Annotated in this window: 22 protein-coding genes; 9 read left to right on the forward strand and 13 right to left on the reverse strand. The window is 55.8% G+C overall.

What is annotated here, in order from left to right:
* The 9 genes from BUC26_RS17160 to dmpI all read right to left on the reverse strand — a co-directional run.
* A partial coding sequence (locus tag BUC26_RS17160; RefSeq protein WP_073377972.1) for an IS3 family transposase occupies positions 1 to 214 on the reverse strand: 214 nt, incomplete at its 3' end.
* Between the two features lie 57 nt (positions 215 to 271).
* A complete protein-coding gene (locus BUC26_RS22745; protein ID WP_084540738.1) occupies positions 272 to 3,196 on the reverse strand; it encodes a calcium-binding protein in 2,925 nt (974 codons plus the stop codon).
* A 33-nt stretch (positions 3,197 to 3,229) separates the two neighbouring features.
* Positions 3,230 to 4,465, reverse strand: a complete 1,236-nt coding sequence (locus BUC26_RS17175) for a hypothetical protein (RefSeq protein ID WP_073377978.1) — start codon at positions 4,463 to 4,465, stop codon at positions 3,230 to 3,232.
* Positions 4,466 to 5,165: 700 nt separating this feature from the next.
* Positions 5,166 to 5,795, reverse strand: a complete 630-nt coding sequence (locus BUC26_RS17185) for a glycosyltransferase (RefSeq protein WP_073377982.1) — start codon at positions 5,793 to 5,795, stop codon at positions 5,166 to 5,168.
* Between the two features lie 12 nt (positions 5,796 to 5,807).
* Positions 5,808 to 6,983: a glycosyltransferase family 4 protein gene (locus tag BUC26_RS17190; RefSeq protein ID WP_084540739.1), complete on the reverse strand. Its 1,176-nt coding sequence runs from the start codon at positions 6,981 to 6,983 to the stop codon at positions 5,808 to 5,810.
* Positions 6,980 to 7,630, reverse strand: coding sequence for a transposase (locus BUC26_RS17195; RefSeq protein ID WP_073377986.1), 651 nt, complete (start codon positions 7,628 to 7,630; stop codon positions 6,980 to 6,982). The genes BUC26_RS17190 and BUC26_RS17195 overlap by 4 nt, the downstream gene beginning before the upstream one ends.
* A gap of 436 nt (positions 7,631 to 8,066) precedes the next feature.
* Complete coding sequence (gene nudC / locus BUC26_RS17200; protein WP_073377988.1) at positions 8,067 to 8,891, reverse strand: NAD(+) diphosphatase; 825 nt, start codon at positions 8,889 to 8,891, stop codon at positions 8,067 to 8,069.
* Between the two features lie 112 nt (positions 8,892 to 9,003).
* On the reverse strand, positions 9,004 to 9,285 hold the full coding sequence (locus tag BUC26_RS17205) for a winged helix-turn-helix transcriptional regulator (protein ID WP_244155890.1): 282 nt from the start codon (positions 9,283 to 9,285) through the stop codon (positions 9,004 to 9,006).
* Positions 9,286 to 9,431: 146 nt separating this feature from the next.
* Positions 9,432 to 9,638: a 4-oxalocrotonate tautomerase DmpI gene (gene dmpI, locus BUC26_RS17210; RefSeq protein ID WP_073377992.1), complete on the reverse strand. Its 207-nt coding sequence runs from the start codon at positions 9,636 to 9,638 to the stop codon at positions 9,432 to 9,434.
* Between the two features lie 428 nt (positions 9,639 to 10,066).
* On the opposite strand from dmpI, the gene BUC26_RS17215 reads away from it, so the two are divergent.
* Positions 10,067 to 11,575: a multiheme c-type cytochrome gene (locus tag BUC26_RS17215; protein WP_073377994.1), complete on the forward strand. Its 1,509-nt coding sequence runs from the start codon at positions 10,067 to 10,069 to the stop codon at positions 11,573 to 11,575.
* A 71-nt stretch (positions 11,576 to 11,646) separates the two neighbouring features.
* On the opposite strand, the gene BUC26_RS17220 is transcribed toward BUC26_RS17215, so the two are convergent.
* From BUC26_RS17220 to selD, 3 genes are all read right to left on the reverse strand, one after another.
* Positions 11,647 to 14,364: a cation-translocating P-type ATPase gene (locus BUC26_RS17220; protein ID WP_073377996.1), complete on the reverse strand. Its 2,718-nt coding sequence runs from the start codon at positions 14,362 to 14,364 to the stop codon at positions 11,647 to 11,649.
* A gap of 393 nt (positions 14,365 to 14,757) precedes the next feature.
* Positions 14,758 to 15,375, reverse strand: a complete 618-nt coding sequence (yedF, locus tag BUC26_RS17225) for a sulfurtransferase-like selenium metabolism protein YedF (protein WP_073377998.1) — start codon at positions 15,373 to 15,375, stop codon at positions 14,758 to 14,760.
* Between the two features lie 11 nt (positions 15,376 to 15,386).
* Positions 15,387 to 16,433 (reverse strand): selenide, water dikinase SelD, encoded by a 1,047-nt coding sequence (gene selD / locus BUC26_RS17230; protein WP_084540741.1) that lies wholly within the window; start codon positions 16,431 to 16,433, stop codon positions 15,387 to 15,389.
* A 255-nt stretch (positions 16,434 to 16,688) separates the two neighbouring features.
* On the opposite strand from selD, the gene BUC26_RS17235 reads away from it, so the two are divergent.
* The 5 genes from BUC26_RS17235 to BUC26_RS17255 all read left to right on the forward strand — a co-directional run bounded on the left by BUC26_RS17235 (position 16,689) and on the right by BUC26_RS17255 (position 21,608).
* Positions 16,689 to 17,792 carry an iron ABC transporter substrate-binding protein gene (locus tag BUC26_RS17235; RefSeq protein ID WP_073378002.1) on the forward strand — a complete coding sequence of 368 codons (1,104 nt, stop codon included), beginning with the start codon at positions 16,689 to 16,691 and terminating at the stop codon, positions 17,790 to 17,792.
* Between the two features lie 7 nt (positions 17,793 to 17,799).
* On the forward strand, positions 17,800 to 18,873 hold the full coding sequence (locus tag BUC26_RS17240) for a FecCD family ABC transporter permease (RefSeq protein ID WP_073378004.1): 1,074 nt from the start codon (positions 17,800 to 17,802) through the stop codon (positions 18,871 to 18,873).
* Complete coding sequence (locus BUC26_RS17245; protein WP_073378006.1) at positions 18,870 to 19,634, forward strand: ABC transporter ATP-binding protein; 765 nt, start codon at positions 18,870 to 18,872, stop codon at positions 19,632 to 19,634. The genes BUC26_RS17240 and BUC26_RS17245 overlap by 4 nt, the downstream gene beginning before the upstream one ends.
* A 20-nt stretch (positions 19,635 to 19,654) precedes the next feature.
* Positions 19,655 to 20,266, forward strand: a complete 612-nt coding sequence (locus BUC26_RS17250) for an FmdE family protein (protein ID WP_073378008.1) — start codon at positions 19,655 to 19,657, stop codon at positions 20,264 to 20,266.
* A 256-nt stretch (positions 20,267 to 20,522) separates the two neighbouring features.
* Complete coding sequence (locus BUC26_RS17255) at positions 20,523 to 21,608, forward strand: cyclic nucleotide-binding domain-containing protein (protein WP_073378010.1); 1,086 nt, start codon at positions 20,523 to 20,525, stop codon at positions 21,606 to 21,608.
* Positions 21,609 to 21,691: 83 nt separating this feature from the next.
* On the opposite strand, the gene BUC26_RS17260 is transcribed toward BUC26_RS17255, so the two are convergent.
* A complete protein-coding gene (locus BUC26_RS17260; protein WP_073378012.1) occupies positions 21,692 to 23,179 on the reverse strand; it encodes a sigma-54-dependent transcriptional regulator in 1,488 nt (495 codons plus the stop codon).
* 331 nt (positions 23,180 to 23,510) lie between these two features.
* Between BUC26_RS17260 and BUC26_RS17270 the strand changes: the two genes are divergently transcribed.
* The 3 genes from BUC26_RS17270 (at position 23,511) to BUC26_RS17280 (ending at position 26,078) form a co-directional block, all read left to right on the forward strand.
* Complete coding sequence (locus BUC26_RS17270; RefSeq protein ID WP_073378015.1) at positions 23,511 to 24,401, forward strand: selenium metabolism-associated LysR family transcriptional regulator; 891 nt, start codon at positions 23,511 to 23,513, stop codon at positions 24,399 to 24,401.
* Between the two features lie 111 nt (positions 24,402 to 24,512).
* The gene (locus BUC26_RS17275; protein WP_073378017.1) at positions 24,513 to 25,163 is read left to right on the forward strand and encodes a hypothetical protein; all 651 of its coding nucleotides are present in this window, start codon (positions 24,513 to 24,515) and stop codon (positions 25,161 to 25,163) included.
* 504 nt (positions 25,164 to 25,667) lie between these two features.
* Positions 25,668 to 26,078: a hypothetical protein gene (locus BUC26_RS17280; protein ID WP_073378019.1), complete on the forward strand. Its 411-nt coding sequence runs from the start codon at positions 25,668 to 25,670 to the stop codon at positions 26,076 to 26,078.
* Positions 26,079 to 26,080: the final 2 nt, after the last annotated feature.

Genomic DNA, 26,080 nt, shown 5'->3' on the forward strand with positions numbered 1-26,080 from the left:
ACGCCTTGATATCAATCGGTTGCTCTTCTTTCTTGCCGGTATCGAAAACATCGGCGGCATGTTCGCTCAACTGCTTTTTCCACTGGGTAATTTGGTTCGGGTGAACCTCGAACTGTTGTGCCAGCTCAGCAAGAGTCTTGTCTCCGGCGAGAGCTGCCAATGCCACTTTTGCCTTGAAGGCCCCGGAATGTTTTCTTCGTCTTTTCTTTGCCATGTTTCTGCTCCATTGTTATAGCCATTTGGCCAGTCAAAATGGTAGCAGATCTTCCACTTAACGGCTTGTCCAAATTTCCGGGGCCACCTCTTCATCACCATTTAGATTATCCGCTCCCTCGCCCCCCATAATGGTATCGTTCCCGCGCTCTCCAAACACAACATCGTTACCGGTCCCAGCATCGACAATATCATTCCCGCCACCGGCAAAGATCCAGTCATCACCCGCACCGGCATCAATGATATCATTTCCGTGATCAGCGGGGTCACCCCAGGACCAGGTAATACCACCGCCATACGTACGCCGGTAAATGGTTACGTCGCCCGGTTCAATCTCCCGGGTCACCTCCCAGGGATCGAGCGCATACCACCAGCCCATGTGAGCATCACCTTCTATCGTGTCGTTGCCTGCACCACCATAGATTGTATCGTTGCCGATACCGCCGGCAAGGATATCGTCGCCATGCCAGCCGTACAGGGTGTCGTCTCCTTCCTGCCCGCTCAGCAGGTCACCTCTTGCACCGGTACCCGTCCCATCGGCATAGGCCTCGTGTATCTCTTCGACGCTCATCCTGACGTCGGCATAGAGGATATCGTTGCCGGTGTCGCCAAACACCGCATCGCTTCCCTCGCCGCCGATGAGGATGCCCCATCCTCCGCCTTTCTCGATCCAGTCGTCACCCGCGCCGCCGTCGACGATGTCATTTCCGCCGCGATAGGCGTACAACCAGTCGACACCACCATAGCCATAGAGTTCATCATTGTCCGGGGTATCGTAGAGGGTGTCTTCCTTATCAGGGGCCGGTGCTTCGTAATCAAGGATATAGTTCCCCCAATCATCCCAGTCATAATAGGGGTCGCCATCATCGTTATGAAACACCTTCCACTCATAATCCCCCACAGCGGTATAACTGCCTGGTTCCGGGGCCTCTGGCTCCCCTTCAGGCTCCTGCAGCGTTATCCCGAACCGTCCGTCCTCCCAGTTCTCGATAATAGCGGTTTTATTGCTGCTCAGTTCGATGGTAAATCGCCCGCCGCCGGTCGTTCCTTCAAGCCCGGTTCCCTCGTGACGGTAGCGGCCCTCGGCAATCTGCTCCCAGACACCACCTAATATCGTGCCATCATCAAGTCGAATGATGCCGTCATTATCTTCATCGGAGATATAGTCGGTCTCACCAATCGCCGCCGCTGCCGCACCGACGATATAGATATCGAGACCACTGCCGCCATGCAGATGGTTTACTCCGCCGCCACCGCTCAGCGTGTCCTTATCATCTTCTCCATAGATGGTATCATCGCCCAGTCCGCCATTAAGGATGTCGCCCCCAGCCCCGCCATAGATGGTATCGTCGCCGGCGGATCCGGTGATCGTGTCGACCTTATCGCCCCCTTCAATATGCTTGGTGCCGATGAGTGTTGTGCCGGACAGGTCGATGGTATCATTGAGGTCGGTACCGGCGATGATATCCTCCCCGCCACCACCGTTGATAAATTCAACCGTCTTCTCCCCGAAAAACTCATGGAGTCGGATGGTATCGTTACCGGCGCTTCCTTGGATGGTGTCCTCGTCGTCGCCACCGATAAAAATATCGTAGTCTTCATCTTCACCCATGATAAAGAAGATATCGTTTCCCGAGCCACCATACAGCGTGTCCTGGCCTTTGCCGCCTTCAAGATAATCGTTACCGCCATGGCCATAGATCGTATCGTTGCCGCCCATGCCGTACAGATGATCATCGAATTTGTCGCCACGACCTGGAATGTTGGTGCCCTCGATACTACTATCATCGCCTTCACTGCCGAAAATTATACTCCTTCTTGGAGCAGGAAGACCAGGCTGTTGTTCAAGAGTGAAAGGAATCCCCAGATCTTGAAAATAATCAATGGCTTCAAGAGGATGGATGCTGTAGTAGAGGAAGGCGGCTCGGTCTTCGAGATATTTTTCTGACCGGCCGTCTGGGTTTGCTGGTGAACCCGCCCTTTCTTCATGGAAAGGAGTCAGATTTAGCAGGGCGGCTATTGTGTCTGTGTCACCACTTAAAGCGGCACTAGTGAGAGAAGGTAGGGAACTATTAATGTAGTTTTTCAGATTGCTGCTTGTACCTTCAAAATCCAGAGTGAAATCATCGACCAAATTTTTCAGCAGTTGAATTGTTGCCTCCCTATTTGCCCAGAAAAAAGATGTTAAATCTGATCCATTATTTGTGGAGGAAGAATTTTTTATTACAAGTCTATCCTCATTCCCTCGGTACTCCAATCTGAGCATCTTGCTCTCATCCCCACCCACCTGATCATTCCATAACCTCACTGTCCATTGAGCTGAATCCTTCAATGTATGCTCGGTCTCCGTCTCATTACCTTGAGTATCCAAATGCTTAACAGTAACTACTCTATCTTGCCAATACTGTTCTAAAGCAAGTTCCAAATTATTTACATTTAACTCAAGATGATCATCATCACTATTGTATCTGGCAGTATACTCGGTGCCGAATACATGATCCCAGCCTTCATGGAAAAGGGCAGTGGCTCCGTTGCCAAAAAAATACCCTAGTGTATTTCCTCCTGCTGCTAACGCAATCAATGCAGGTGAAAACTCTGGTAATATTACACTTCCACCTACACCTAAAGCCTGCACAGCTTTAGCTGTAAAATAGCTTACAATGGCACCAAAATTTTCAGCAAAAATAACCTCATATACGGAATTGCGGGGTTGCCCTTCTTCATACCCGCTCAAATCAAGAGTCGTAGAAGCAAGAACTCCTTCTGCGACTATTACAAAAACACCCAGATTTGGTGCGCCAGCTGCAGTGGTTGCCACACCATTGAACCAATTTGTAAAATCAATTATCAAATCCGGAGTATCTGTTGACAACGTAGCTAGAATAGTATCTTTGGATGTCTGATCCACACCCATCTCATCAAGCTTTTCTCCGACTTTTTGTCGAAATGCTACCCAAAGATCATTGCTATTTTTAGCTTCCATTTAACTCCACCCTTTATGAGATTATTCTAAAAATCAGCGCCACTCATATCCATGAACAGTTTTTGTCCAATATTTTTCTTCCAAAACATCCGTCATCCCCATCAACCGCAATTCATATGGAAATAAATTCCGTAAAACCATCTTTCTTGCGTCTCTTGGTGATATTGATTCTCCCTGGAATTCTCTCATATCTTCTTCCCCAGGTAACGGATCACCACATTTCTTTTCTGTTATGAAGTTGGTGAATCTGGCAATGTCAGAATTAATGGCAATTTCATAGAACATCTTCGCCGTTTGTTTATTCTGCATCTGATCCCATGAAGGAGGGCTATTTCCCCTGCCGTCAACAAACTCTCTCCTGGCATCGCGCAGGTAACCAAGATATTTATCACTACAGTCAAAATGACGTGCCCATATTCGGGCATCAAAAACATTGACAAGGGTCATTATCAATCCCATCTGCCGCATGGCATCGACTTTTGGTTTTTTTTGAATGAAAGCTGTTACTTTATTTGATTGTTGCCACTTATCCGGCAAATCGCGGAGCCAAACTGCCAACTTTTCATCCCTGGCTGTCAACTCCGGCATCTGTGCATAGAAACGTCTCGAGTTTTTATACATTTTCGTATAGCTACGAGGGGCGTTATAGGCATAGTACTGTGCCTCTCCAGCAAAATTCCTCAAATAATGGAACTCCTCTATTTTCGGATCGGCAAAGTGTTTAGTTGCCATCGTTTCCAAGCAAAACCAGACAAGATCCATATATTTGTTTTTTTTGGGCAACAGTGGAGTTTTGCCAAGCAAAGCATCTTCATCCGTTACAATCTCGCCATTTATGCCCTTGAACTGTTCGTACCCCAGTTCTCTATCGCTGAATATATTATGAGGTAGTTCGTTGTTTTTTGAGTAGATATAGACAAACCACAAGTCCGCCCAAACACCTTTTTCTCCATCTTCTTCAGGAAGCTTGCTGACTCCCAAGTTATATATAGTTCTTTGCAAAAGGTTGAGAGGAACCAAGATGTTAAATCTATCTGGATGGCCAAAAAAAACACTGGCCAACTTCCTGTGGAAAAAAACTACCTGCCCGGCAACAAAATATTCTTTGGCTTCAAGATTGGCGTTATCCGCTCCAATCCATTCAGAGCGCTGTCGAAGATACAGCGACGAGTTAAAGGCTATGAGAATAATTACTATAAGAAAAAGAATCCTCCTATGTCTTTGCCATTTAAAGCGAAATCCTTCCAAAGAATCTCCGGCTTTCTTCATTTTACTTATCTTGCGAAAATGGTTCAATCCTGCCACTAAAACATATGGAACAACAAAGTAGAAAAAGAGAAGCGCTATGGTGCAGAGGAGAAAAAATAACCCTCCAAACAAATGAAGAGAAAATTGCATAATTACCTATTTTGATTTAATATTTAAAATACGAGCTCCGAATAACGGCCATGTCGTGCAATGTTTTCACTTGCTCCTAGTCCCGCACCTTTGACAAAACCCACGGTTAATGAGGTCAGAAGAAAACTTCATCCAGGGTTAATGGGATTCCACTTTGTGGTAACAGTCATATATTTGCCTGCGATTCCCGTTCACTTTCTCCTGAAACGGCACCTGGATTTTTAAGGCAGTCATATATGCCCGACTCTTCGTTCGTCTTCCGACGCTGGGAAACTTCATTTTGCCTACCATACAAAAGAACACCCGGTCAACAGCAAAAAACCACATGATTCCGGTATGTCGAACACCATCTGGCCATCTTCCCTTACCAGTAAAGGCTTTGCTCCATTTTTTATTATTATCCGCTCACCAAAAAAAAATTCTATTTGGTTTCAGTTCGTTATATGGAGATTCGAGGTCTGCCCCCTCCTTTTCCGCCGCAATCCCTTACTGCGCTTGCCGGAAAATTGTAAATACTGCTATATATTGATAGGTGACTGGTCTCTGCCAGACATATTTATTCACTGGCTGATCAGCATCGGTGCTTTCCCGTTTTCGTTCCTGCTTCCCTCGTTTCCGGGAACAAAATCACTCCCATTTTCATCAGCCACATGACGGTTAATACCACCCTGGTTTTTTGGACCGGTTGCAATTTATGAACAAGTTCGCCAACTGAAATGCTCTTTTGTGTTTCGAGTTTTTCAAGTATCTGTCCGATGGTCCGATCATCGCACATGACCGGGCGGGCAAAACTGAACAGAGGGTGTGAACAACGTGTCGACCATTCTTTTCGTGCCTCGCTCTTTCGTATTTCCACAGATGTATCAGGGGTTAAGGTCAATGTCGGGTAATGGGAAAACAGGGCAAGGGGATCAGGACGCGAGGGATTCTGTGAGATATAGTTGGTCTTGTCGAAGGAGGTTGCATTGACGGGCATGCATGAACTGCTGTTGGCGGTAGGTACGGTCGGTCTCTGCAGGCGTTGATTGTTGCCCTGCCTGATATGGCCAAGCTCGTGCCACAGGTCTTGATAGTGTCGAACGATATGGCGCCAGTCGAAATTCTGGGCCACGTGCTGCGCCCCTGCCCGGCCCATCTTCTCTCTCAGGTCGGCGGACTCAACCAGGATCAGAAGTTTTTCCGTCAACGCATCGATATCCACCGCCACGGTCTGCTACAAATAACCGATATAGCGATCATAATTGAGCGATCGGTTGGCGTATGCCTGGGCGATATGCTCAGCGCACCCCGACGGCGGCTGTGCTGTGGGGATGCGAAAGCCGTCCTGACCGTCTTTGACGGTTTCCCGATACCCGTTCCAATCGGTAACTACCACCGGAAGGGTTGCCGCCATCGCCTCGAGCGGCGTGATGCCGAAGGTTTCCTGAATATTGTCGGACAACGAGCAAAAGATATCGGCCGTATACCAGACATACTCGCGTACCAGCTTTAGCCGGCCGTCGAGAAGGGTAAGGGTAACTGAAGGACAGAATCGTTCGGCACCGTCAACAAAGGTTTGACGGATCGAGTCGTTGGCAAACCATCCGGCCAAAATGAGATGAATGTTCTTTGTCGAACGACGAGCGACCTCCTCCAGGGCCAGATACATCGGCAACGGATGCGCCTTGGCATGGAACGCGAGCCGGCCGACGAACAGAACCCGGACCTCCTCTTCGTTTCTCGATGACAGCAACTCATCAAACGCCGTGATGCCGGTCGCAGGCAATCCCTTCTTATATTCCTCTCTTCTCCGGTCGAACTGCCGGCAATCCACCCCCAGCGGAATGACCGGGAGCTGACCACGAAAGCAAACGCTGGAGCCAAAACGCTGCTGCAGATCCGCAGCGTATCCTTGGAAGAAATGCTCCACCATTTTCTTCACCGCGTGTGACGTGCAAATGACTGCATCCCATGGTTCCAGCGGCGCGACAATCAACTCTGCCAGCGCATCCATGATGGCAAGCGATGCCGTCGTGTGGGTGATGCCGCATAAACTGTAGGCGGCAGACTGAACACCCCGCCGCCCCCACGCCAGCGGAGCGAGTGCCGGCGAAGGATAAAAGAGGCAACCGATTTTGCTCAATGATACATGGTCGCTGCTGGAAACATATTGGGTCGGCAACGGTGGCCGCAAAACCTCAGTGAGGGTATCCTGCCGAAAGAAAGCCAGCTGTTGGCGGAACCTGTCGTAACAAGTGGCATCGTGACTGCAGCATACCAGCCGGTCGATATCGGCAAAACCGGCAAAACCACGCAGGAAGGCTTCCCCCGCCGCCTGGCGGCCCATGAGCTTGCTGCCGGAGGTGTCATACCCGTCAGGGACGTAGAACAACGCTGCGTTATCGGTCATTGGCTATCAAACAAGTATGAGAAGTCGGAGACAAACGACTCATCCCCGAAAAGGTAACAACCATTGGTAAACCTGGTGATCTGTTGCTCCAGCTTTGGGGCCAAAGCGTCTCGAAAAAGATCGCCATAGGTTTTCTGCCGCGTGTCATCCGTGGTCCCGAGATGCCGATAATCAGGATGCGGCACAATGACATTCGAGCGTTCACCGCATCTGTTGGCACGATAGCTGGTCCACCGGTATTCTGCCGGATCGGTGACCAGGCCGTTACGGAGGGGGTTGCTTTCTATATACCTCTGACAGAGCAGGACATGGTTTCCACCCTGCACCAGGCAGGAGCGAAACCGGCTTTCCCAAAGCGGTCCCTGCCGCCGATAAGTGCTGTTGACATGATTGGTATATCGCTGCCCGACCTGTTTCATCATGGTTGAGGGGCTGGTCTTCGCCAACGGGGTAAACAAGAGATGAACATGGGTCGGCAGCAGTGCATAGGCGTGAATCAGGCACCCGGATGGAAGAGCATATTCTTTGAGCAAATCGAGATAGAGGAGATAATCGTCAGCGGCCCAGAAGCACGGCTGCCGCAAGCGCCCCCGATGAATAACATGGACGGTTATCCCCGGTATGATCACACGAATGCGGCGCGGCATCACTCTTCCCCTCGGTGCAACTGAATGTGATTACTTGACCTCAAAAAGTATTCAGCTTACCAAGAGGATCTGACAATTTTCTGACAGACCACCTCACTCTCTCGTTTTTCCTGAAAAAAGATACGGATTTTGAAAAGAAGTTCTGTGGCGGGACGTTCCGAAGCGAAATGAGACGTTGTTAGGGATCGATGATAATTGGCGTATTCATCTCCACCAGTTGCCAGATCGCTTCCGTTCACCTTTCCGAACCGGCACGATATCGACACCCGGCTCGGCGTGAAGGCCAACCGACCACAACAACACATGAAGTAGGACAAGAATGTATCTCACGATCTTCATTTGCTGCAGCGATTTGTTGGAGCGTGGCAGACGGAAGGGCACCTCATCCCTTGCTGCCTCGAAGGTATCACCAGCGCACCAGCAGTGATTGCGATTGTCAAATACCAGTTTTTCTTTGCTCTGCCAGGAACTGTTCAATAAGAAACCGGGCAATGCTGATCCGCGGCGGCAGCCGGGGCAGCCGATCGGCGGTGAACCAGGCGGCGTCCTCGAGTTCGTCCCGATTCACCCGGATCTCGCCGCGCAGATAGCGGCAGGTGAAGCCGACCATCAGGGAGTAGGGAAACGGCCAGGGCTGACTGGCGACATAGGTGATGCCGTTCACTTCGATGCCCACCTCTTCACCAATTTCCCGGGCGACTGCCCCCTCAAGGGTCTCCCCCGGTTCGACGAATCCGGCCAGGGTGCTGTACATGCCGGCGGGGAACCGAGGTGCCCTGCCAAGCAGAATCGCATCATCGCGGATAACGGCCATGATCACCGCCGGCGCCAATCGGGGGTAAGCCGTTGCCGCGCAGGCGCTGCAGACTTTTACCGCCTCCCCGCTCTTTTCGGTGAGCCGCGTGCCGCAACTCCCGCAAAATACATGACTCCGGTGCCAGGTCAGGATCTGATCGGCACGTCCGGCGATCAACCATAACTCGTTGCCGAGCAGATCGGCCGCCTGGCGTAGACCGATCGGCTCCAAGCCATATTGCTGACACGCACAATCTCCGGCACAATCAACGACGATGCAATCGGATTGGCGATAGGTGCCAATACGCCGCGCATAGCCGGTACATGCTTCAGGGATCGGTAGGTTCTCGCCATACGGGATGACTGGCTGTCCCGCAGCGTTTCTGGCCAGCAAAAGCTGCGAGTTGCTGAAAACAAACCAGTATACCGGCCCGTGATCCGCCGGCACGGGTCCGAAGTACGGCATAAAAGGATCTTGCAGATTCCAAGGAGATGGCATGAGCTTTTTAATCAGCGGCGTGCGCTGCTCGTTTCCTCTTTGTTTTGATGACTATCCATACCCGGGCGGGCCTTCGTCCTCACTCTTCCTCGTCGGCAACCAATCTGGCCCAACCGATCGCCCAATCACCGAGGGGATGCAAATGACGGAACAACGCAGAGCCGCTCTCCGTCAATTGATAGCCGTCCAGCGTTCGTTCAACCAGGCGGGCCTCACGCAAATCCTTGAGGCGTCGGTTCAGGATCGAAGGGGAAATCGTTTCACAGGCAGCCTGCAGACCCCTGAACGTAGCAGGTCCGCTGCTGAGATTCCAGATAATGCCCATGGCCCACCTCCTGCCCAGCAAATCGAAAGCTGCCATGATCGGGGCTCCCGATTGGGAGCCCCGCACCGGTTTACCCGGCCGTGGAATTGCCATTTCTCTGTCCTCCGGCAGTCAACTATTGATCGTGCAACGCTACGATAAAAATAGCGCTCCGGCAGGAAAAATGAAAGGGCATTTCCGCGCTATAATGCTCCGCTTCCCCTCAATTCGGCCAACGTCTTTCCAGCCACGCCGATGTTGTCGTTCGGCAATTCATTGATCAACACGGTGAAAGCTTGTGCAGGCAGCTTGGTAATGTCGATGGCGACCGAGGTCAAACGACGGATGAGTTCTTCTCTCTGCTTTGTCGAGGTCTGACCCTCGCCAAGTGCCACTGAAATGATAGGCATGTCTGTTTCTCCTTTTTTAGAATCATTCACTCCCTGCCCCAGCACCGCGAGATGAGACACGTCAGGCTGAGACACTGGTAAAATCAGCGCGCGCTACGTATTAAATAGCATGCTATCTTTATAGTAGCAAGATAAAAGTGACATCTACCTGTCTCATACACGATTATTCCAATGATTCTAAATATTTTTGAATGATCGTCGGATATCCCGGAAGGATGTATCGAACTGTGCAGCACCGCTGCCAAGACAAGTCCACCGATATCACGGATGTGTCATGGACCCTATCTCTGTTTTCCTTAACCCCAACTATCGCACTGGTTAACGATTTTTTTGATTTATTGGAGAAGGAGTGGTCGATTTGCTATACTACAAAACAAAGAGAAGAAGAAACGCCTGCCCCGTTTGTCCAATAACCCGAGGAAGAAAAAATGTCGATCAAACCATTCTCTAAGACCGTAGTTCATTTTCTGCTGATCAGCGCACTGTCGGCAATCCCGGCCGGCTTGTCGGCTGCCGAGTTAAGTGCTGACAGCGAGGCCTGTATCGATTGTCATGCGATTGTGACGCCAGGAATTGTCGGCGACTGGCGGGGCAGCCGCCATGCCCGGGTGATTCCCGCCGAGGCGCTGACGCAGGAACCGCAACAACGCCGGATCTCGACGGAAACGGTGCCCGACGGATTGGCAGACACGGTGGTCGGCTGCGCCGAATGCCATACGCTGAATGCCGAGGGGCATCCGGACAGTTTCGAGCACAACGGTTTCACCATCCACACGGTGGTTTCTCCGGCCGACTGCGCAGGTTGTCACCCGGTGGAAGTCGAGGAGTTTGCCGATAACCTGATGGGACAGGCCTATGGTAATCTGGTCAACAACCCGGTTTATCAGATGATGGTCGACAGCACCAACGGCATGCATGTCTATGAGCAGGGGGTGATGGCCTTCCACGGTTCCGACCCGATCAGCGATGCCGACTCGTGTCTCGCCTGTCATGGCACCGATGTCAAAGTGATCGGCTCAGAGACTCGTGACACAGAGATGGGTGAAATGGATTTCCCCACCCTTTCCAACTGGCCCAATACCGGGGTCGGCAGACTCAACCCCGACGGCAGCAGCGGCGCCTGCTCTTCCTGCCACACCCGGCACCAGTTCTCCATCGAAATGGCACGCAAACCCTACACCTGCGGCCAGTGTCACAAAGGGCCGGACGTCCCCGCCTATAAAGTCTATTCAGTCAGTGTTCACGGCAATATCCAGAAAGCAATGGACACCTACTGGGATTATCAAGCAGTCCCCTGGACAATCGGCAAGGATTTTACCGCGCCGACCTGTGCCACCTGCCACGCCAGCGAAGTGATCGATGAGCAAGGTGAACTCCTTGCCAAGCGGAGCCATCGCATGAATGACCGGCTCCCCTGGCGGATTTTCGGCCTGCCCTACGCCCATCCCCACCCGATATCGGCTGATACCACGATAATCGTCAACTCTGCGGGGCTCAATCTACCCACCGAGTTGGACGGCACTCCCGTGAGCGAGTTTCTCATTGATGAAGAAGAGATGGCCGGTCGCCAGGCGACGATGGAGGCGGTTTGTCTCGGTTGTCATAGCAGGCAATGGGTTGACGGTCACTTCCTCCGCCTGGATAAGTCCATCGAAACCGCTAACCATATGACCCTGCAGGCAACAAAAATTCTCAGCGAGGCTTGGGAAGAAGGACTTGCCACGGGAATCCCGCAAGGAGCTAACCCCTTTGACGAGGCGATCGAACTCAAGTGGGTTGAACAGTGGCTCTTCTTTGGCAATTCGGTACGCTTTGCCACCGCCATGGGCGGGGCCGATTACGGTGTATTTGCCGATGGCCGCTGGACCCAGAATAAAAACCTCCAGGAGATGCACGACTATCTCAAGCTCCTGCGGGCAAGCAAGGTTCCGGAGTAAAGGAGCGGGGCTCGGGGACAGAGAGCTTATTCTACTCTGTCCCCCAAAAAAGCAAGTTACAGGCCAACTCGTCAGGCCGTCGCACGCCTCCGTTGAAAATGCCGGCTGACTGTCTTCTGTCCTTCCACCAGCAGAAATACCCCGCAACCGATGGCCACGGTGATCAACCAGTCGCGAAGTGTCAGATCGGCTGAGCCGAACCACAGCTGCATCAATGGTGCGTGGGTGAAGAGCACCTGAAAACCGAGCAGCAGACCGACCGCCAGCCAGACCACCGGATTGGCGAACCATAACGTCAGCCGCAGACTCGACTGCTCGATAAACCGTGCATTGAACAGGTAGAATACCTGCCCGAAGACCAGGGTGTTGACCGCCATGGTCCGCGCCTGCTCAATCGGCATCTGCCAGCGGCCGGCCAGCAGGAAGACGGCAATGGTAGCACTGCCGATCACCAGCGAGACGAAGGCAATGCGCCAGATCAGCAACGGGCCGAGAATCGGCTCGTCGGCCTGGCGCGGCGGTCGGTCCATCACCCCCGGTTCCGTCGGCTCGAAGGCCAGCGCCAGGGCCAGGGTAACCGCAGTCACCATATTGACCCAGAGAATCTGCACCGGGGTCAACGGCAAGACCAGGCCGAACAGGACCGCCGCCAGGATGACCAGCCCTTCGGCGCCGTTGGTGGGCAGTATGAAAAGAATCGCCTTGCGCAGGTTATCGTAAATGGTGCGGCCCTCTTCCACGGCCCGCTCGATGGAGAGAAAGTTATCGTCGGCCAACACGATATCGGCGGCTTCCTTGGTGGCCTCGGTCCCCTTGATACCCATGGCCACCCCGACATCGGCCCGTTTCAGCGCCGGGGCGTCGTTAACCCCGTCACCGGTCATCGCGACCACCTCACTGTTAGCCTGCAGCGCCTTGACCAGGCGCAGTTTGTGCTCCGGACTGGTGCGGGCGAAGATATCGTACTCGGCAGCCAGGGTACGCATCGTCTCGTCGGATGCCTCTTCCAGCTCACCGCCCTCGACAGCCCGGCCGTCGCCGTCGAGCAACCCCATTTCCCTGCCGATGGCCACTGCCGTGCCGGCATGGTCACCGGTAATCATCTTGACCCTGATGCCGGCCTGCCGGCAGATCCGAATCGCTTCAATCGCCTCGGGTCGGGGTGGATCAATGATGCCAACCAAGCCGTAGAAGACCAGTTCCTGATCGATATCGTCCATCGTCAGACGATCACTCACCGAATCCGGTGCCGGACGGCCGGCAGCGGCCAGAACCCGCAACCCTTGGCCGCTCAGCTCCTCGATCTGCTCTTCCCAGAACGACCGGTCAAGCGGTTCCGTGGTGCCTTCGGCCGATAGCTGCTGCCGGCTACGATCGAGCAATCGGTCCGACGCGCCTTTGACCAGGATCTGCAACGATTCGTCGGGGAACCGGTTCAAGGTGGCCATGAACTTGTTCTCCGACTCGAATGGAATAACATCGACCCGTCGATAGCCTTCGTCCGCAAAACCGGCCTTGCCGGCAAGAGCGTGCAAGGCACCTTCGGTCGGCTCCCCAAGGACTCGCCACTGCCCGTCTTCCTCGATCAATTCGCTGTCGTTACAGACGGCCATGGCCGTCACCAGCGGCTGCAGATCGGTGCGCACAGACAACGATACCTGCTCGTCGTCCACCTCGATCGTACCGTCCGGGGCATAACCAGTGCCGGTAACCTCATAAGCGCTTGCCGCCGTCACGACCTCACGAACGGTCATCTCATTTTTCGTCAGGGTACCGGTCTTGTCGGAACAGATTACGGTGACCGCGCCGAGTGTCTCGATGGCGTTGAGTTTTCTGGTGATCGCCTGGTGTTTGGCCATACGCTGGACACCGAGAGCCAGGGTGATCGTCAGAACGGCCGGCAATCCTTCAGGAATGGCAGCCACGGCAAAACCGATGGCGGCAAACAGCAAGTCGGTAAGTTCGAAACCATGCAGCAACCGGCCGACGAGCATCAGCACCAAAGCCAAGGCGACAATCGCTCCCGAGAGGACCGTGCCGAACCGATTCATCTGCCGGGTCAACGGCGTGGTCAGCTTTTCCACATCGGCAATCATGTCGGTAATCCGGCCGATCTCGGTAGCTCCGCCGGTGGCGGTCACCACACCGACGCCCCGCCCGCCGGCCACCAAGGTACCGGAATAGGCCATGCAGGAGCGATCCCCGATACCGGCATGGTCGTCGACCGGTTCGACCTGTTTTTCGCTCGGCTCCGACTCACCGGTCAATGCCGATTCCTCGATACGTAGATTTATCGTCTCAAATAGACGCAGATCGGCCGGGACTCGATCACCGGAGCGGAGTCGTACGACATCGCCGGGCACCAATTGGTCTGCCGCCAACTCCTGCCAGGTGCCGTCGCGCCGCACCCGGGCCTTGGGCGACAACATTTTCCGGATGCCGGCCAGCGCCTGCTCGGCCTTGCCTTCCTGGATAAAACCGATAACCGCGTTGATCAGCACGACCCCAAGGATGACCCCGGTATCGATCCAGTGTTTAAGCAACGCGGTGATTACCGCTGAGACCAGCAGCACGTAGATCAACATATCGTGAAAGTGTTTAAAAAACCGCTTCAACAGCGGTTCAGGCGACGGTTCAGAAAGGCGGTTCGGGCCGGTAGCGGCCAAACGCTCAGACGCTGTTTCCGAGGATAAGCCTTCCCTGTCGCTGTGCAGTCTCTCCAGCGCTTGCTTTACCGCCATTGTGTGAAAGGCGTCGTGTCGAGCGGACGTATTCTTGTCTTCCTCCATGATTCAGCTCTCTTCTTCCCTCGCCCCGAAACGATGCAGCTCCTATAACCTGGTTCACCCGGCTCCCGGCATCGATAGCGCGCTCGTCGGCGCGTTGCATCGTTACTGACCTGGGGACCGTTCGTGTTTGGCAACTTGTCGGCAACTCCCTGTTACTGTAAGGATGTCGGAGCGGTTTTGCCAGTTTTTGTCTAACTCCGGTGGCTGGAGGTCACAACAGACAATGAAAATGGTCGTTATAACCGGCTCGATTGTTGACTGTGCCGCAAGGCTGCATCGCAGGGAGGCCCCAACAGGGGAGTGGACCTGGATGTGAGCGGAGGACAGGTTAATACCTGTCCTACCGTTTAATGAGATTTCGCCGTTGAATGAGACGATGCCGTTGGCTGAGTCTTATCCGAGGGTGATGACCGAGTCGGCCAGCTGCATCGCGGTGACGATATCAAGCATATTGGTAGTCTGGCCCACCTGTTTGTCAGCTGTCAGCTTGAAATGTTCCAGGCAGGTACCGCAGGCGAGGATGAGCAGGCCGTTTCTCTCATAGGCCTGCAGTTCCTCAAGTACCGGGGAACCGGTCACGGTCAGTTTGACACCGCCATTGATGAAGACCAGCCGCCAGAGTTCGGGGCCCATCTCTTCAAGCGTTTTGAGATAGCTGATCAACAGTTTTTCGCCAAGCACGTCATCGCCGCGCCCCATCGCCGTTGCGGCGACCACCACCATGATTTTCCGGGTGCCAGCGGCCGGTGCCGGCCGAGGTACCGCTTCGGGGGCAGGGGCGCCTGCAGCACCGCCGGTGGCGGTAATAACCCAGTCGTCCCCGTCGGCGGTCGAATTGACAGTAAAGCCACGGGATTGCAGGAAGCGCGTGACGTTTTCCCGGGCAGCCTCGTTATCGACCTGCACACTCAGCGACTGGGGCACCGTTTCCGCTTCCAGGGCATCCTTGACGAGCAACACCGGAGACGGGCAGGTCAGCCCCCGGGCATCGAGATTCTTTTGTGTGGCCATGTTCTATTTTCTCAGGCAATAATGAGTGCTTCCCGGCCGGCATCGATCACTTCACCGATAGCCGCCGCGCGAACGATGCCGGCTGCTCGCAATTGGTCGAGGACTCGCTCAACCGCCTCGGCAGGGCAGCCGAAGAGCAGGCCGCCGGACGTCTGTGGGTCAAAAAAGACATCAAGCAGAATCGGATCGACGCCCGGCTGCAGGTCGACCAGATGACCGCGGAAGGTCTTGTTACGATAGGCGCCCGCAGGCACGAAGCCGATGCGAGCGAATTCAAGGGCCTCGGCCAGCAGCGGTACCTGGGCGCTGTCGATACGCACGGCCGCTCCGGTGGTGTCGATCATCTCGGCCAGATGACCGAGCAGGCCGAAACCGGTGATATCGGTACATGCGGAAACGTTGCAGCCGGCCATGATCCGGGCCGCCGTGTCGTTCAGGGCAGCCATCTGCTCGGTAACCTCGGCCACCGTCTGTTCCGAGGCAAGACCGCCTTTTATCGCGGTATTGATGATGCCGGTGCCGAGCGGTTTGGTCAGGATCAGCCGATCACCGAGGCGCAGACCACGGTTGGCCAGAATCCGCTCCGGGTGGATAAAGCCGGTAACCGAGAGACCGTATTTAAACTCGTCGTCCTCGATACTGTGGCCGCCGATCAGGGCAACGCCAGCCCGTTTCAGTGTCTCCATGCCACCGGCCAGGGTCTGGCGCAATACCTCCATCGGCAGTTTCTGCGCCGGAAAGGCGACGATGTTCATCGCTGTTTTCGGCTGGCCGCCCATGGCATAGACGTCAGACAGGGCGTTAGCCGCCGCGATCCGGCCAAAGGCGTATGGATCGTCAACAATCGGGGTAAAAAAATCCACGGTCTGTATCAGGGCCAGTTCTTCGGAAACTTTATACACGCCGGCATCATCGGCAGTACCGATGCCGATCAGAACCCGCTCGTCGGTCGGTATCTCCAGTCCACACAATGCCTGGTCCAGGTCCCCTGGCGCCAGTTTAGATGCTCAACCGGCGCCTTTGACGGTCCTGGTCAGTCTGGTTTGTTCTTCGCTCATCGTTCCAACCGCAGTTTGGTTTCTTTCTTGTTCAAATTACTAGCACATGTCGACACCGTGCGCCAATAGATGTTGCCGATGAATAGTTGCTGACGCATCGGGATCATCAATAGCAAGCGGCAAAAGACAGTGGTCGACGCTCTCGGTAACACGGATCTTCAGAAAATATGATTTACCTTGACCGGCAACGGCCTCCCATGTTATGAGCGAATACGCATAATAACATATTAATTATCTTCACACTACGGAAAGATTATGCATTATTACTCGAATTCAATCATTATTTTTTTCCTTTTCATCGTGTTGGTAGCATCTGCATCGGCACGAACCGTCATCGATGCGCTGGACCGCAAGGTGACCGTTCCAGACCGGGTAGAGCGTGTTATCTGCTCAGGACCTGGCTGTCTGCGCCTGCTCACCTTTCTGCAGGCCGAAGAATTGGTGGTAGCCGTCGATGACATCGAGTCCAAACGAAACACCTTTGACGCCCGCCCGTATGCGCTCGCAATCTCCCGATACCAAACGCTGCCGATCTTCGGCCAGTTTCGCGGTCATGACAATCCGGAATTGATTCTGTCGCTGTCTCCGGGACCCCAGGTCATTTTCAAGACCTACTCGACCATGGGCCACGACCCGGTCGAACTGCAGCAGAAAACCGGCATCCCGGTTGTCGTGTTGAATTACGGCAACCTGAGTTCGCTGCGCAACCAATTCTATCAAACACTGCAGCTGATGGGCATCGTACTCGGCAGAGAGCAGCGAGCCGAGGAGCTGATCGATTTTTTTGATGCCACCATCACTGATCTGCAGCAGCGAACAGCCACCGTTCCCGCAGACCAACGTCCGTCAGTACTGCTCGGCGGTGTCGCCTTCAAGGGGCCGCACGGGTTCAACTCCACCGAGCCGACCTATCCCCCCTTCCAATTCGTCAACGCCTACAACCTGGCCTATGATGAAGCAATGACAGCAAAAGAGTTGAGCAATACCACCATCGCCAAAGAGCAGATCGTGGTCTGGGACCCCGATATCCTCTTCCTCGACCTGTCCACCCTGCAAATGGGCGATGAGGCCGGCGGTCTCTATGAGTTGCAAAACGATCCCGCCTACCGGACCCTGACCGCCGTCAGGGAAGACCGGGTCTACGGTGTTCTGCCGTATAACTGGTACACCAGTAATCACGGATCGATCCTGGCAAACGCCTATTATGTCGGCAGTGTGCTCTATCCCGAACGTTTTGCCGACATCGACCCGCGCCGCACAGCGGACGACATCTATAGCTTTCTGGTCGGCCGTCCGGTCTTTGACGAGATGAACCGTCTGTTCGGCGACCTGGCATTTGCCGCAATCCCACTTCGCTAAACCGCCCATGCATCTTGATCACGGCACCGTTCCGGACGCTTATCAGGCTTATATCGGCAGGAAGATCGGCCTGATCCTGCTCCTCGCCATCGTGCTATTGGCGGCCTTGCTGGTTGCCGTCTCACTGGGCGCGGCCCGGCTGCCCATCGCCGATGTGGCCCGCGCTCTGGTTGGGGCGGAGACATCGCACCAAGTCGAAGCGATCGTCTGGCATATCAGACTGCCGCAGGCATTGGCGGCAATGGCCAGCGGCGCCGGACTGGCCGTCGCCGGCGCGGTGATGCAATCGATTCTGCGCAACCCGCTCGGTTCCCCGTTTACGCTCGGCATCTCCCATGCCGCCGCTTTCGGCGCCGCCCTGTCGGTCATGCTGCTCGGCAGCGGCACGATGAGCTCGACCAGCGCCGGTGCCGTCTCGATCACCAATCCCTATCTGACCACCGGCTCTGCGTTTGTTTTCAGTCTGCTGGCAGCGGCGCTGATCATCGCCATCGCCCGACTACGCGGCGCCACTCCGGAGATCATGGTACTGACCGGCGTCGCGCTCGGCGCCCTGTTTACCGCCGGCACCATGTTCCTGCAATTCTTTGCCGACGATGTCCAACTGGCCGCCATGGTCTTCTGGACTTTTGGCGATACCGCCCGGGGCAGCTGGCCGGAACTCCTGTTCATCACCGTAGTCCTGGCCGGCTGCAGTGTCTATTTTTTGCTTAACTGCTGGAACTACAATGCCATCGACACCGGTGACGAAACCGCCAAGGGGCTTGGCGTGCGTGTCGATCGATTGCGTCTGCTCGGGATGCTGCTCGCTTCACTGCTCACCGCTGTCATTATCGCTTTTCTCGGGATCATCGGCTTTATCGGCCTGATCGTCCCTCACTTGGTCCGGCGGTTCATCGGCTCCGATCACCGGTTTCTGCTGCCCGCCTCCCTGCTTGTCGGTGCGTTGCTGCTGCTTCTCTCCGATACTATGGCCCGGCTGATCCTGATGCCGCATGTACTGCCGGTCTCGGTACTCACCGCTTTTCTTGGCGCGCCGGCATTTTTCTGGTTAATTATCCGCAGGAGTAATCATCGATGAGTCTCGCCATCAACAATCTGGCCTTTGCCTACAACGGTTCCCCGATTCTCCGGCAGATCGATCTGGCGGTGGCACCGGGTGAACTGCTCGCCATCCTCGGACCCAACGGGGTCGGTAAAACCACCTTGATCAAATGCCTCAACACCATCCACCGCCCGACCGCCGGCACGGTACTCGTCGAAAACCGAAATGTGCTGACCATGAAAACCGAAGAAATCGGACGCCATATCGGCTATGTCGCCCAGCGCACCGAAACGGCCCGTCTCACCGTCTTCGACGCCGTGCTGATGGGCCGCAAACCGCACATGGGGTGGCGGGTCGCCAGGCGGGACTTGAAGATCGTCGACGGGGCATTGTCGCTGCTGGCCATGGATCGCCTGGCACTGCGCTTCATCGATGAACTGAGCGGCGGCGAGTTGCAGAAGGTCGCCATCGCCCGGGCCCTCGTCCAGGAACCCCGCCTGCTCCTGCTCGATGAGCCGACCGCATCGCTCGATCTGAAAAACCAGGTGACCATCCTCTCGATCATCCGGCGGATCGTCACCGAACACCGGATCGCCGCGGTGATGACCATGCACGATCTGAACAGTGCCCTGCGCTACGGCGATCGCTTCTGTTTTCTGAAAGACGGCAGGATCCACAGCGTCGGCAGCAGCGCCGAGCTGACCGAGAAAATCATCGAAGATGTCTATGGCGTCCCGGTAACCATTCACCGTCTCGACCAGCAAACGGTTATTCTGCCGCACCACACCAATCACTGAACACCCTCCAGGAGGTCTCCATGAACTGCAGCTATTCCGCTTCGACCATCGACCAGGTCGTCAGCTTTCACGGTCATCGCTGTCCCGGCCTGGCCATCGGCATCCGTGCCGCCGAGCTGACCACCCGTGAGTTTCCGGACACCCCGGGTGCCTCGCTGGTCTGCATCACGGAAACCGACATGTGCGGTGTCGATGCCATCCAGTTTCTGACCGGCTGCACCTTCGGCAAAGGCAACCTGATCCATCGCGACTACGGCAAGATGGCTTTTTCATTTTTTGACCGAACGAACGATCGCGGTATCCGCCTGGTCCTGATGGACTACCAGACGGAGGACGAGCGGCAGGAAATGACCCGGCTGATGGCCGACAGCCTGACCGGGGAATTGTCTAGCACCGACCAGCTGCGGCTCAGCGAGATGCGGCAGCGCAGCGAGGAACAGATCATGAACCTGCCGCTGTCCGAGCTGTTTAGCGTCGAGCACCTCGAGCAGAGCCCGCCCCGGCCGGCGCGGATCCTGCAGAGCCTGACCTGCGCCGCCTGTTCGGAAACGACGATGGAATCCCGTACCCGCCGTCTCGGGGGCCAGACGCTCTGCATTCCGTGCTTCCGGAAGATCGAGCAGAAACAGTAAAATTCCGTACTTGTCCGCCCGCACAGCTTTGTCGGAAACCTCATCACCGTTTCCGGCAGCAACACCCCAACTATCCGGGCGGTTGAAGCATCCGGGAAAGACACAATAATCTTCGGCTGGACCGAAAAACTCTCGACCCCTGACAACTTTATCTTGACGGAATCAACGTATTGTTTCACCATGACCCCGATAACCTGTTGACTTAGCATAATAATGCACATCGGTCCCAGCCGAATCCGGACCGCGGGAGCAGGGCATGAACAAGGCCGGCAGAAAATTTCGCGATGCGATCTTCATCGTCACCGAGGAGCAGTCATGCCCCGTCTATAACGTGGGCGAGGAGATCAAGGTCGAGCAATTCTGTCTGTCGCTCCCTTCCTTCAAGCCGGGATGCCTCTACCTCTCCCAAGAAATCGCGCGCATCATCTCCTCACGGGATGCCTTCGGTGGATTTCAGACGATGGGCGGCCAAAAATCCCGCTTTACCTGCGGGGGATGCGACGGCCTGATCAGCTTCGAGTTCAAAAAGGAACGTGATTTCGCTACGCTTCAAATGAAGCTGCTCAACGAAACGGAAGAGCGGCGACGGCGGCAACATCTCGATCAGTTCTTCGGCATTCTGCGCAATCTCGATATCTTCGAACCGCTCGACGACGACGCACTGAGCGATCTGACCCTGCTCCTTGAGCTCCGTACGATCCCGCTCGGCAAGATGATCATCCGCAAGGGCGATCCCGGCAGTTCTCTTTATATCGTGCTGCAGGGCCAGGTGGCGGTTATCGCCGACGACGGCAAACGAATCGCCGAGATGGGCGAGGGCAAGATCTTCGGCGAGATGAGCCTGCTGTCCGGTGAACCGGCCAGCAACTCGGTACACACCCTGTCCGTCACCCAGGTGGCAATGCTCAGTGCCAAAAATTTCAAGCATGTGTTGAAAAAATACCCGGTCCTGCAGCTGTTCCTCTTCAAACTACTGGTGGACCGGGCCCAGTCGAAGAGCCTGCGATCCGGCCAGATCACCTCCGGCATGACCGGGGAATTGGCGGAGATATCGGCCGTCGACCTGTTTCAGCTGATCAACTCCTCCCGAAAGACCGGAACGGTGATTCTCGTGCTCGATCAGGGGAAGGCAGCCGTCTATTTTCAAGAGGGCGAAATCGTCCACGCACGCTTTCGCGACGCTCGCGACAAACAGGCCGTTTATGCCCTGCTCGACACAACAAACGGTCACTTCAGCTACACGAAAGGGATTCCGAAAGAGTTAACATCGCGCCCCCCGATTGGCAGCTTCATGGGCATGGTCATGGACGGAATACAGAAGATCGACGAACAACGCGAGTAACCGAGATCGGCAGCTCGGGTCGTGCCGCAATCGCCCCCTGCCGATATCCTCCGGACGGCCGGCACATACCGGCAGTCCAAAAGTCAGTACGTAACGCCACGCCCGAAGGGAATCTGCAATTTTCGCATCCGCTTGCGCAGCGTCGATGGATTGACCCCGAGCAGGGCTGCGGCACCATCCGGCCCGGCGATTTTCCCCCCGGTCGCCTGCAGCGCCCGCCTGATGTGATCGGCAACCAGACGATCGAGGTGAACCAATTTAGCCGATCCGCCCTGCCTGGCCTCTTGCTCCACTCCTATGGGCAGCCGCAGCACCTCTTCAGTCGTCAGTAATAAAGCTCGCTCAACAACGGCGCGCAGTTCCCCGACGTTGCCGGGCCAATGATAGTCGAGACAGCGCTGCAGCGAAGCCTGGTCGATGACCGGCAGCTGCCGGTTGCTGCCGAGGCAGACCCGTTCCAGGAAATAGTGGAGCAGCCGCGGGATGTCCTCCCGTCGCTCGCGCAACGGCGGCACGTCGATGGTCACGATCGACGATGTACCGGACAGCACCGGCAAACCCTCCGATCGCTCGCCACACCGATCGTCAAGTAGCATACAGCGCACCCCGGTCCGGACCTGGAGGTCCGCGCCGCCTTCGATGATACCGCGCAGCCGCTGCCGGAGCGGAGCGGCCAGTGACTCGACACCGCGCAGCGCCACCGTCCCTCCGGTTGCCCGGGGAAACAGGCCAGCTCGCCGATCCGGCCCGCCGCTACCCGCAGGTTCAGGGCCGCCGAAAAGTGTCCCCCCGCGCTGCCCCTCCGGAACCAACCTGAGCTGGCACTCCAGATAGGGTCGTCGCTGGCGCGCCGATAAAAAATGACTGGTCTTGGCCAGCAATCCCTTGCCGACACCTGGCTCACCACGGATCAGTAGCGGACAGTCGCTGCCGGCCACCCGCCGGATCTCGTTCATCACCGTGCGCAATCCCAGGTCTGCGCCGATCACTTCGACGCCCTCGCCTTCAAAGCGGGAGCGACCTAGGTAATCGATATCTGCCTCGAAACAGCGACACCGATCGCGCAGGCGATCATGCTTCAGACAATGGCCCAGGCTGATCGCCAACGGCAGTCGCAACGATTTGCAGACCCGACCATGCTCGGCGGTAAACTCTTTTCCCGGTTCGGCCGAGACAAACAGCAATGAGAACAGCGATTCATCGATAATGAGCCGGATGATGATCAGCGATGCATCTCCGGCAATCAGGCCGTGTTGCACCAGCGGTTTCGCCGCCGCCGACAGTGACGCACGACGTGCCAGCTGAATCGGCGCCCCGATGGTCTGCACTGCTCTGATGATGTCCGGCGTATCACCCAGTTCGCGCTCATCTCGTCGGCCGCCATCCTGATCGGCCAACCCGCCCAGACGCACGACCGCGCTGTCGGGATCAACGCAATAAAGCGCCGTCAGGGAAACCGGACACGTTGTACGGAGCAGTTCGCGGGTGCGCTGCAGCAATCCCTGGACCGTCACGGCGCCGGCTAGCGTGGCCAGAGCCTTGCTGGAAAATGGGTCTAAGCCTTTATCCATATCACCCTCACCAGAACAGTGCTTATGTACAGCTGCGGAGAGAATTTCGGAACCGAGGTCAACCCTAGCATACGGAACACTGACCCGGCAATCAATTATGATGAAATTTCAGTATGCTCCAGGTCTCACCGGCGCTCCAGCCAGTGACCGGAGCGCCGGCTTCCCCAGTCGGACCGGAACCTGCCGGTCCCGGACCGGTTTGACCACCGTTGGCCATGCTGCCGGCACTGTGTTGTTTGCCGTCAGGCCGAAGTAATGTATATTCATATTCATTGCCCATTTTTCCGGCAGACACGGTGTCTGCCGAGCCATTTTTCAAGTCGGATCAACTATGGAAACACGTCATCTTCGGGTATTTGTCGCGGTTTATACGACAGGAAGCTTCACCAAGGCGGCAGAGCAGCTGTTCACCAGCCAACCCACCGTCAGCGAACACATGCATAACCTCGAGGATCGCCTCGGTTGCCGGTTGTTCGATCGACTCGGTCGCTCCATCTCGCCGACCCCCGAGGCGCAGATCCTCTTCCCGAAAGCGATGGCCATCCTCGACGAACTCGACAAGCTCAAGGAAACTCTGGCCGTGGCGACCAACAAAGTGGCCGGCGATCTGGTCATCGGCGCCAGCACGATCCCCGGCGCCTATTTGCTGCCCGAGCATGCCGCCGCTTTCAAACAAGTGTATCCGGACGTATCGTTTGAAATCGCCATCAACGACTCGGCCCAGATCGTCACCGCAGTCTCTGAGCATCGACTCCATCTCGGCGTCGTCGGCGCCAAAATCGCCGGCGGCCGTCTCGATTATACGGAATTCGGCGAAGACGAGTTAGTCCTGGCAGCGCGACAAGAACAGCGGCTACCCGCCGAGATTGACGCCCGGAGTTTAACCGGCTACGATTTCCTGCTCCGCGAAGAGGGTTCGGGAACCGGCAGAAACGTCGAACACTTTCTCAGTCAGGCGGGACTCCCCCCGGCGCAACTCAAGGTCAGGGCACGGCTCGGCTCGAGCACCGCCATCAAGGAGGCCGTCAAGGCCGGTCTCGGGCTGGCGATCATCTCCCGAACGGCCATTCGTGATGAATTACACACCGGTGTCTTGACAGAGACACGGATCACCGGACTTGCGATGCGCCGTTCATTTTATATCGTTACCACACCGAAACGAAGCATGCCCAATCACTACCAGGTTTTTCTCGACTACCTGAAACAAACGGCGAGGACTTGATCCGTATTGCCTTTTCCGGATCTTTCCGGTAAGTATCGAGACATCGTTCAGGAACCGGTCCTTCCCGTCCGGGAAAACCGCTGAACTCCTCTTTCTTCTCCATATACAACCATGCTCCAGGATTTGTCGACCCGGGTTCTTGACCTGTATGCCCAGGCGGACGAGGCGACGCTTCGGTTTAAATTGGCATCGGGTCTGGACTGCCCGTCCGGCTGCTGTACCTGCTGCCTGTCGGAGAAGGTTGAGGCGACGGTGTTGGAGATGCTGCCGCTGGCCTTCCACCTGTTTCGCACCAGACAGGCGGAACTGGTACTCAAACGAATAGAGCGACAGGTCGATTCCAACCGTTGTATCCTCTTCAGGCCGGATCGGGGGAGTCCGAACAGCGGCGCCTGCAGCGAATATCACTGCCGAGCCCTGGTCTGCCGATTGTTTGGTTTTGCTGGTTGCAACGATCGCAGAGGTCAGCCACGGCTGGCGTTCTGCCGGATCATGCGGCAACGAACGACGACGACACGCGCCGGCGCCAATGGTGCCGGGACCGGAGACCTGCCGCTCTTCCATGACTTCGGCATGGCCATCACCGCGCTGCACCCGGATCTCGGCACCGCCCGCCGACCGATCAATATCGCCATCAGCGAAGCCCTGCTGAAGGTCGGCCTGGTCATCGAACTCGCCTCGGCTCACCTCGAACCGGCCTCGACCGACCTGCCCCCGCAAAAGCCGCTGGGTACACCTTCCCGGCCGCGACGGGCGGCGTGAACGCCACGGGCCATTTCGTCCAATCTCGTCGTTGCGCAATCAAATTTTATCCTCGGAATATCATATATATGACTGCGGGAAAATTTTCTTGCGCGCCTCGATCTTGAACGAAATTTCGATTCTTTCATGCTCCTTTTTTTTATATGAAAATCAGTTCCCCGGGTCGGCCGGTTCTGCCGGAGGCTGCATCGTGAAGGCCCGGCCGGCCGGAGAATCAGGCCCGAAGGGGAGCGGACAGGACGTCCGCTCCCGGCGGCCAGGCCATGGATGGCCTGTCTGCCGGCCTCGGAGGCCAGCCGATCAGGCCGCAGCGCAGCAGCCGGAGGCAGGACCGGCCGACCCTTCCGACCAGGAGTCGATTTTCAGTGATTGTTGTAACTCCCAGTTACGAGGATTGGTTAGGTCGGCGGAGGCTGGTGACAAAAGTGCTGCCGACGGGTATGCTAAGGTCTGTGGGATCGCCTGTTGATCCCGGATAACAGTTATCTCTCTGCGAGGTCAGCCATGGATCAATACACCGAAGCCCATCTCTACATCGCCGCCATCAGGATCACGCAACACCGGAAACACGGCGCCCCGTCCATAGAGGACGTCAGTCAATTGCTCGACGTCTCCGTCGAGTCGGCACTGGCCGTTTGCCGGCGGCTACAGCGCCAGCAGATCGTCGAATTTATCGACGACCCCTTTACCGTCAAAGTCGTCGTCGGCGACCACCTGGCCATTGAGGCCCTGCCTCGCGAGGCGAAAAAGGAAGACGGTTTGACCAGGGAGCTGGAGCAGTTCATGGCCAAGAAAAAAGAGATGAACAAGAAGGTCGAATCGATTCAGGCCGACATGGAAAAAAAGCGCCAGAGCCTGTTCAACGACATGGAGGAACAGCTCAAAAAAAAGATGGCCGAGATGAAAAAAGGCTGACC

This window comes from Desulfofustis glycolicus DSM 9705 (assembly GCF_900130015.1).
In the GTDB taxonomy this organism is placed as follows: domain Bacteria; phylum Desulfobacterota; class Desulfobulbia; order Desulfobulbales; family Desulfocapsaceae; genus Desulfofustis; species Desulfofustis glycolicus.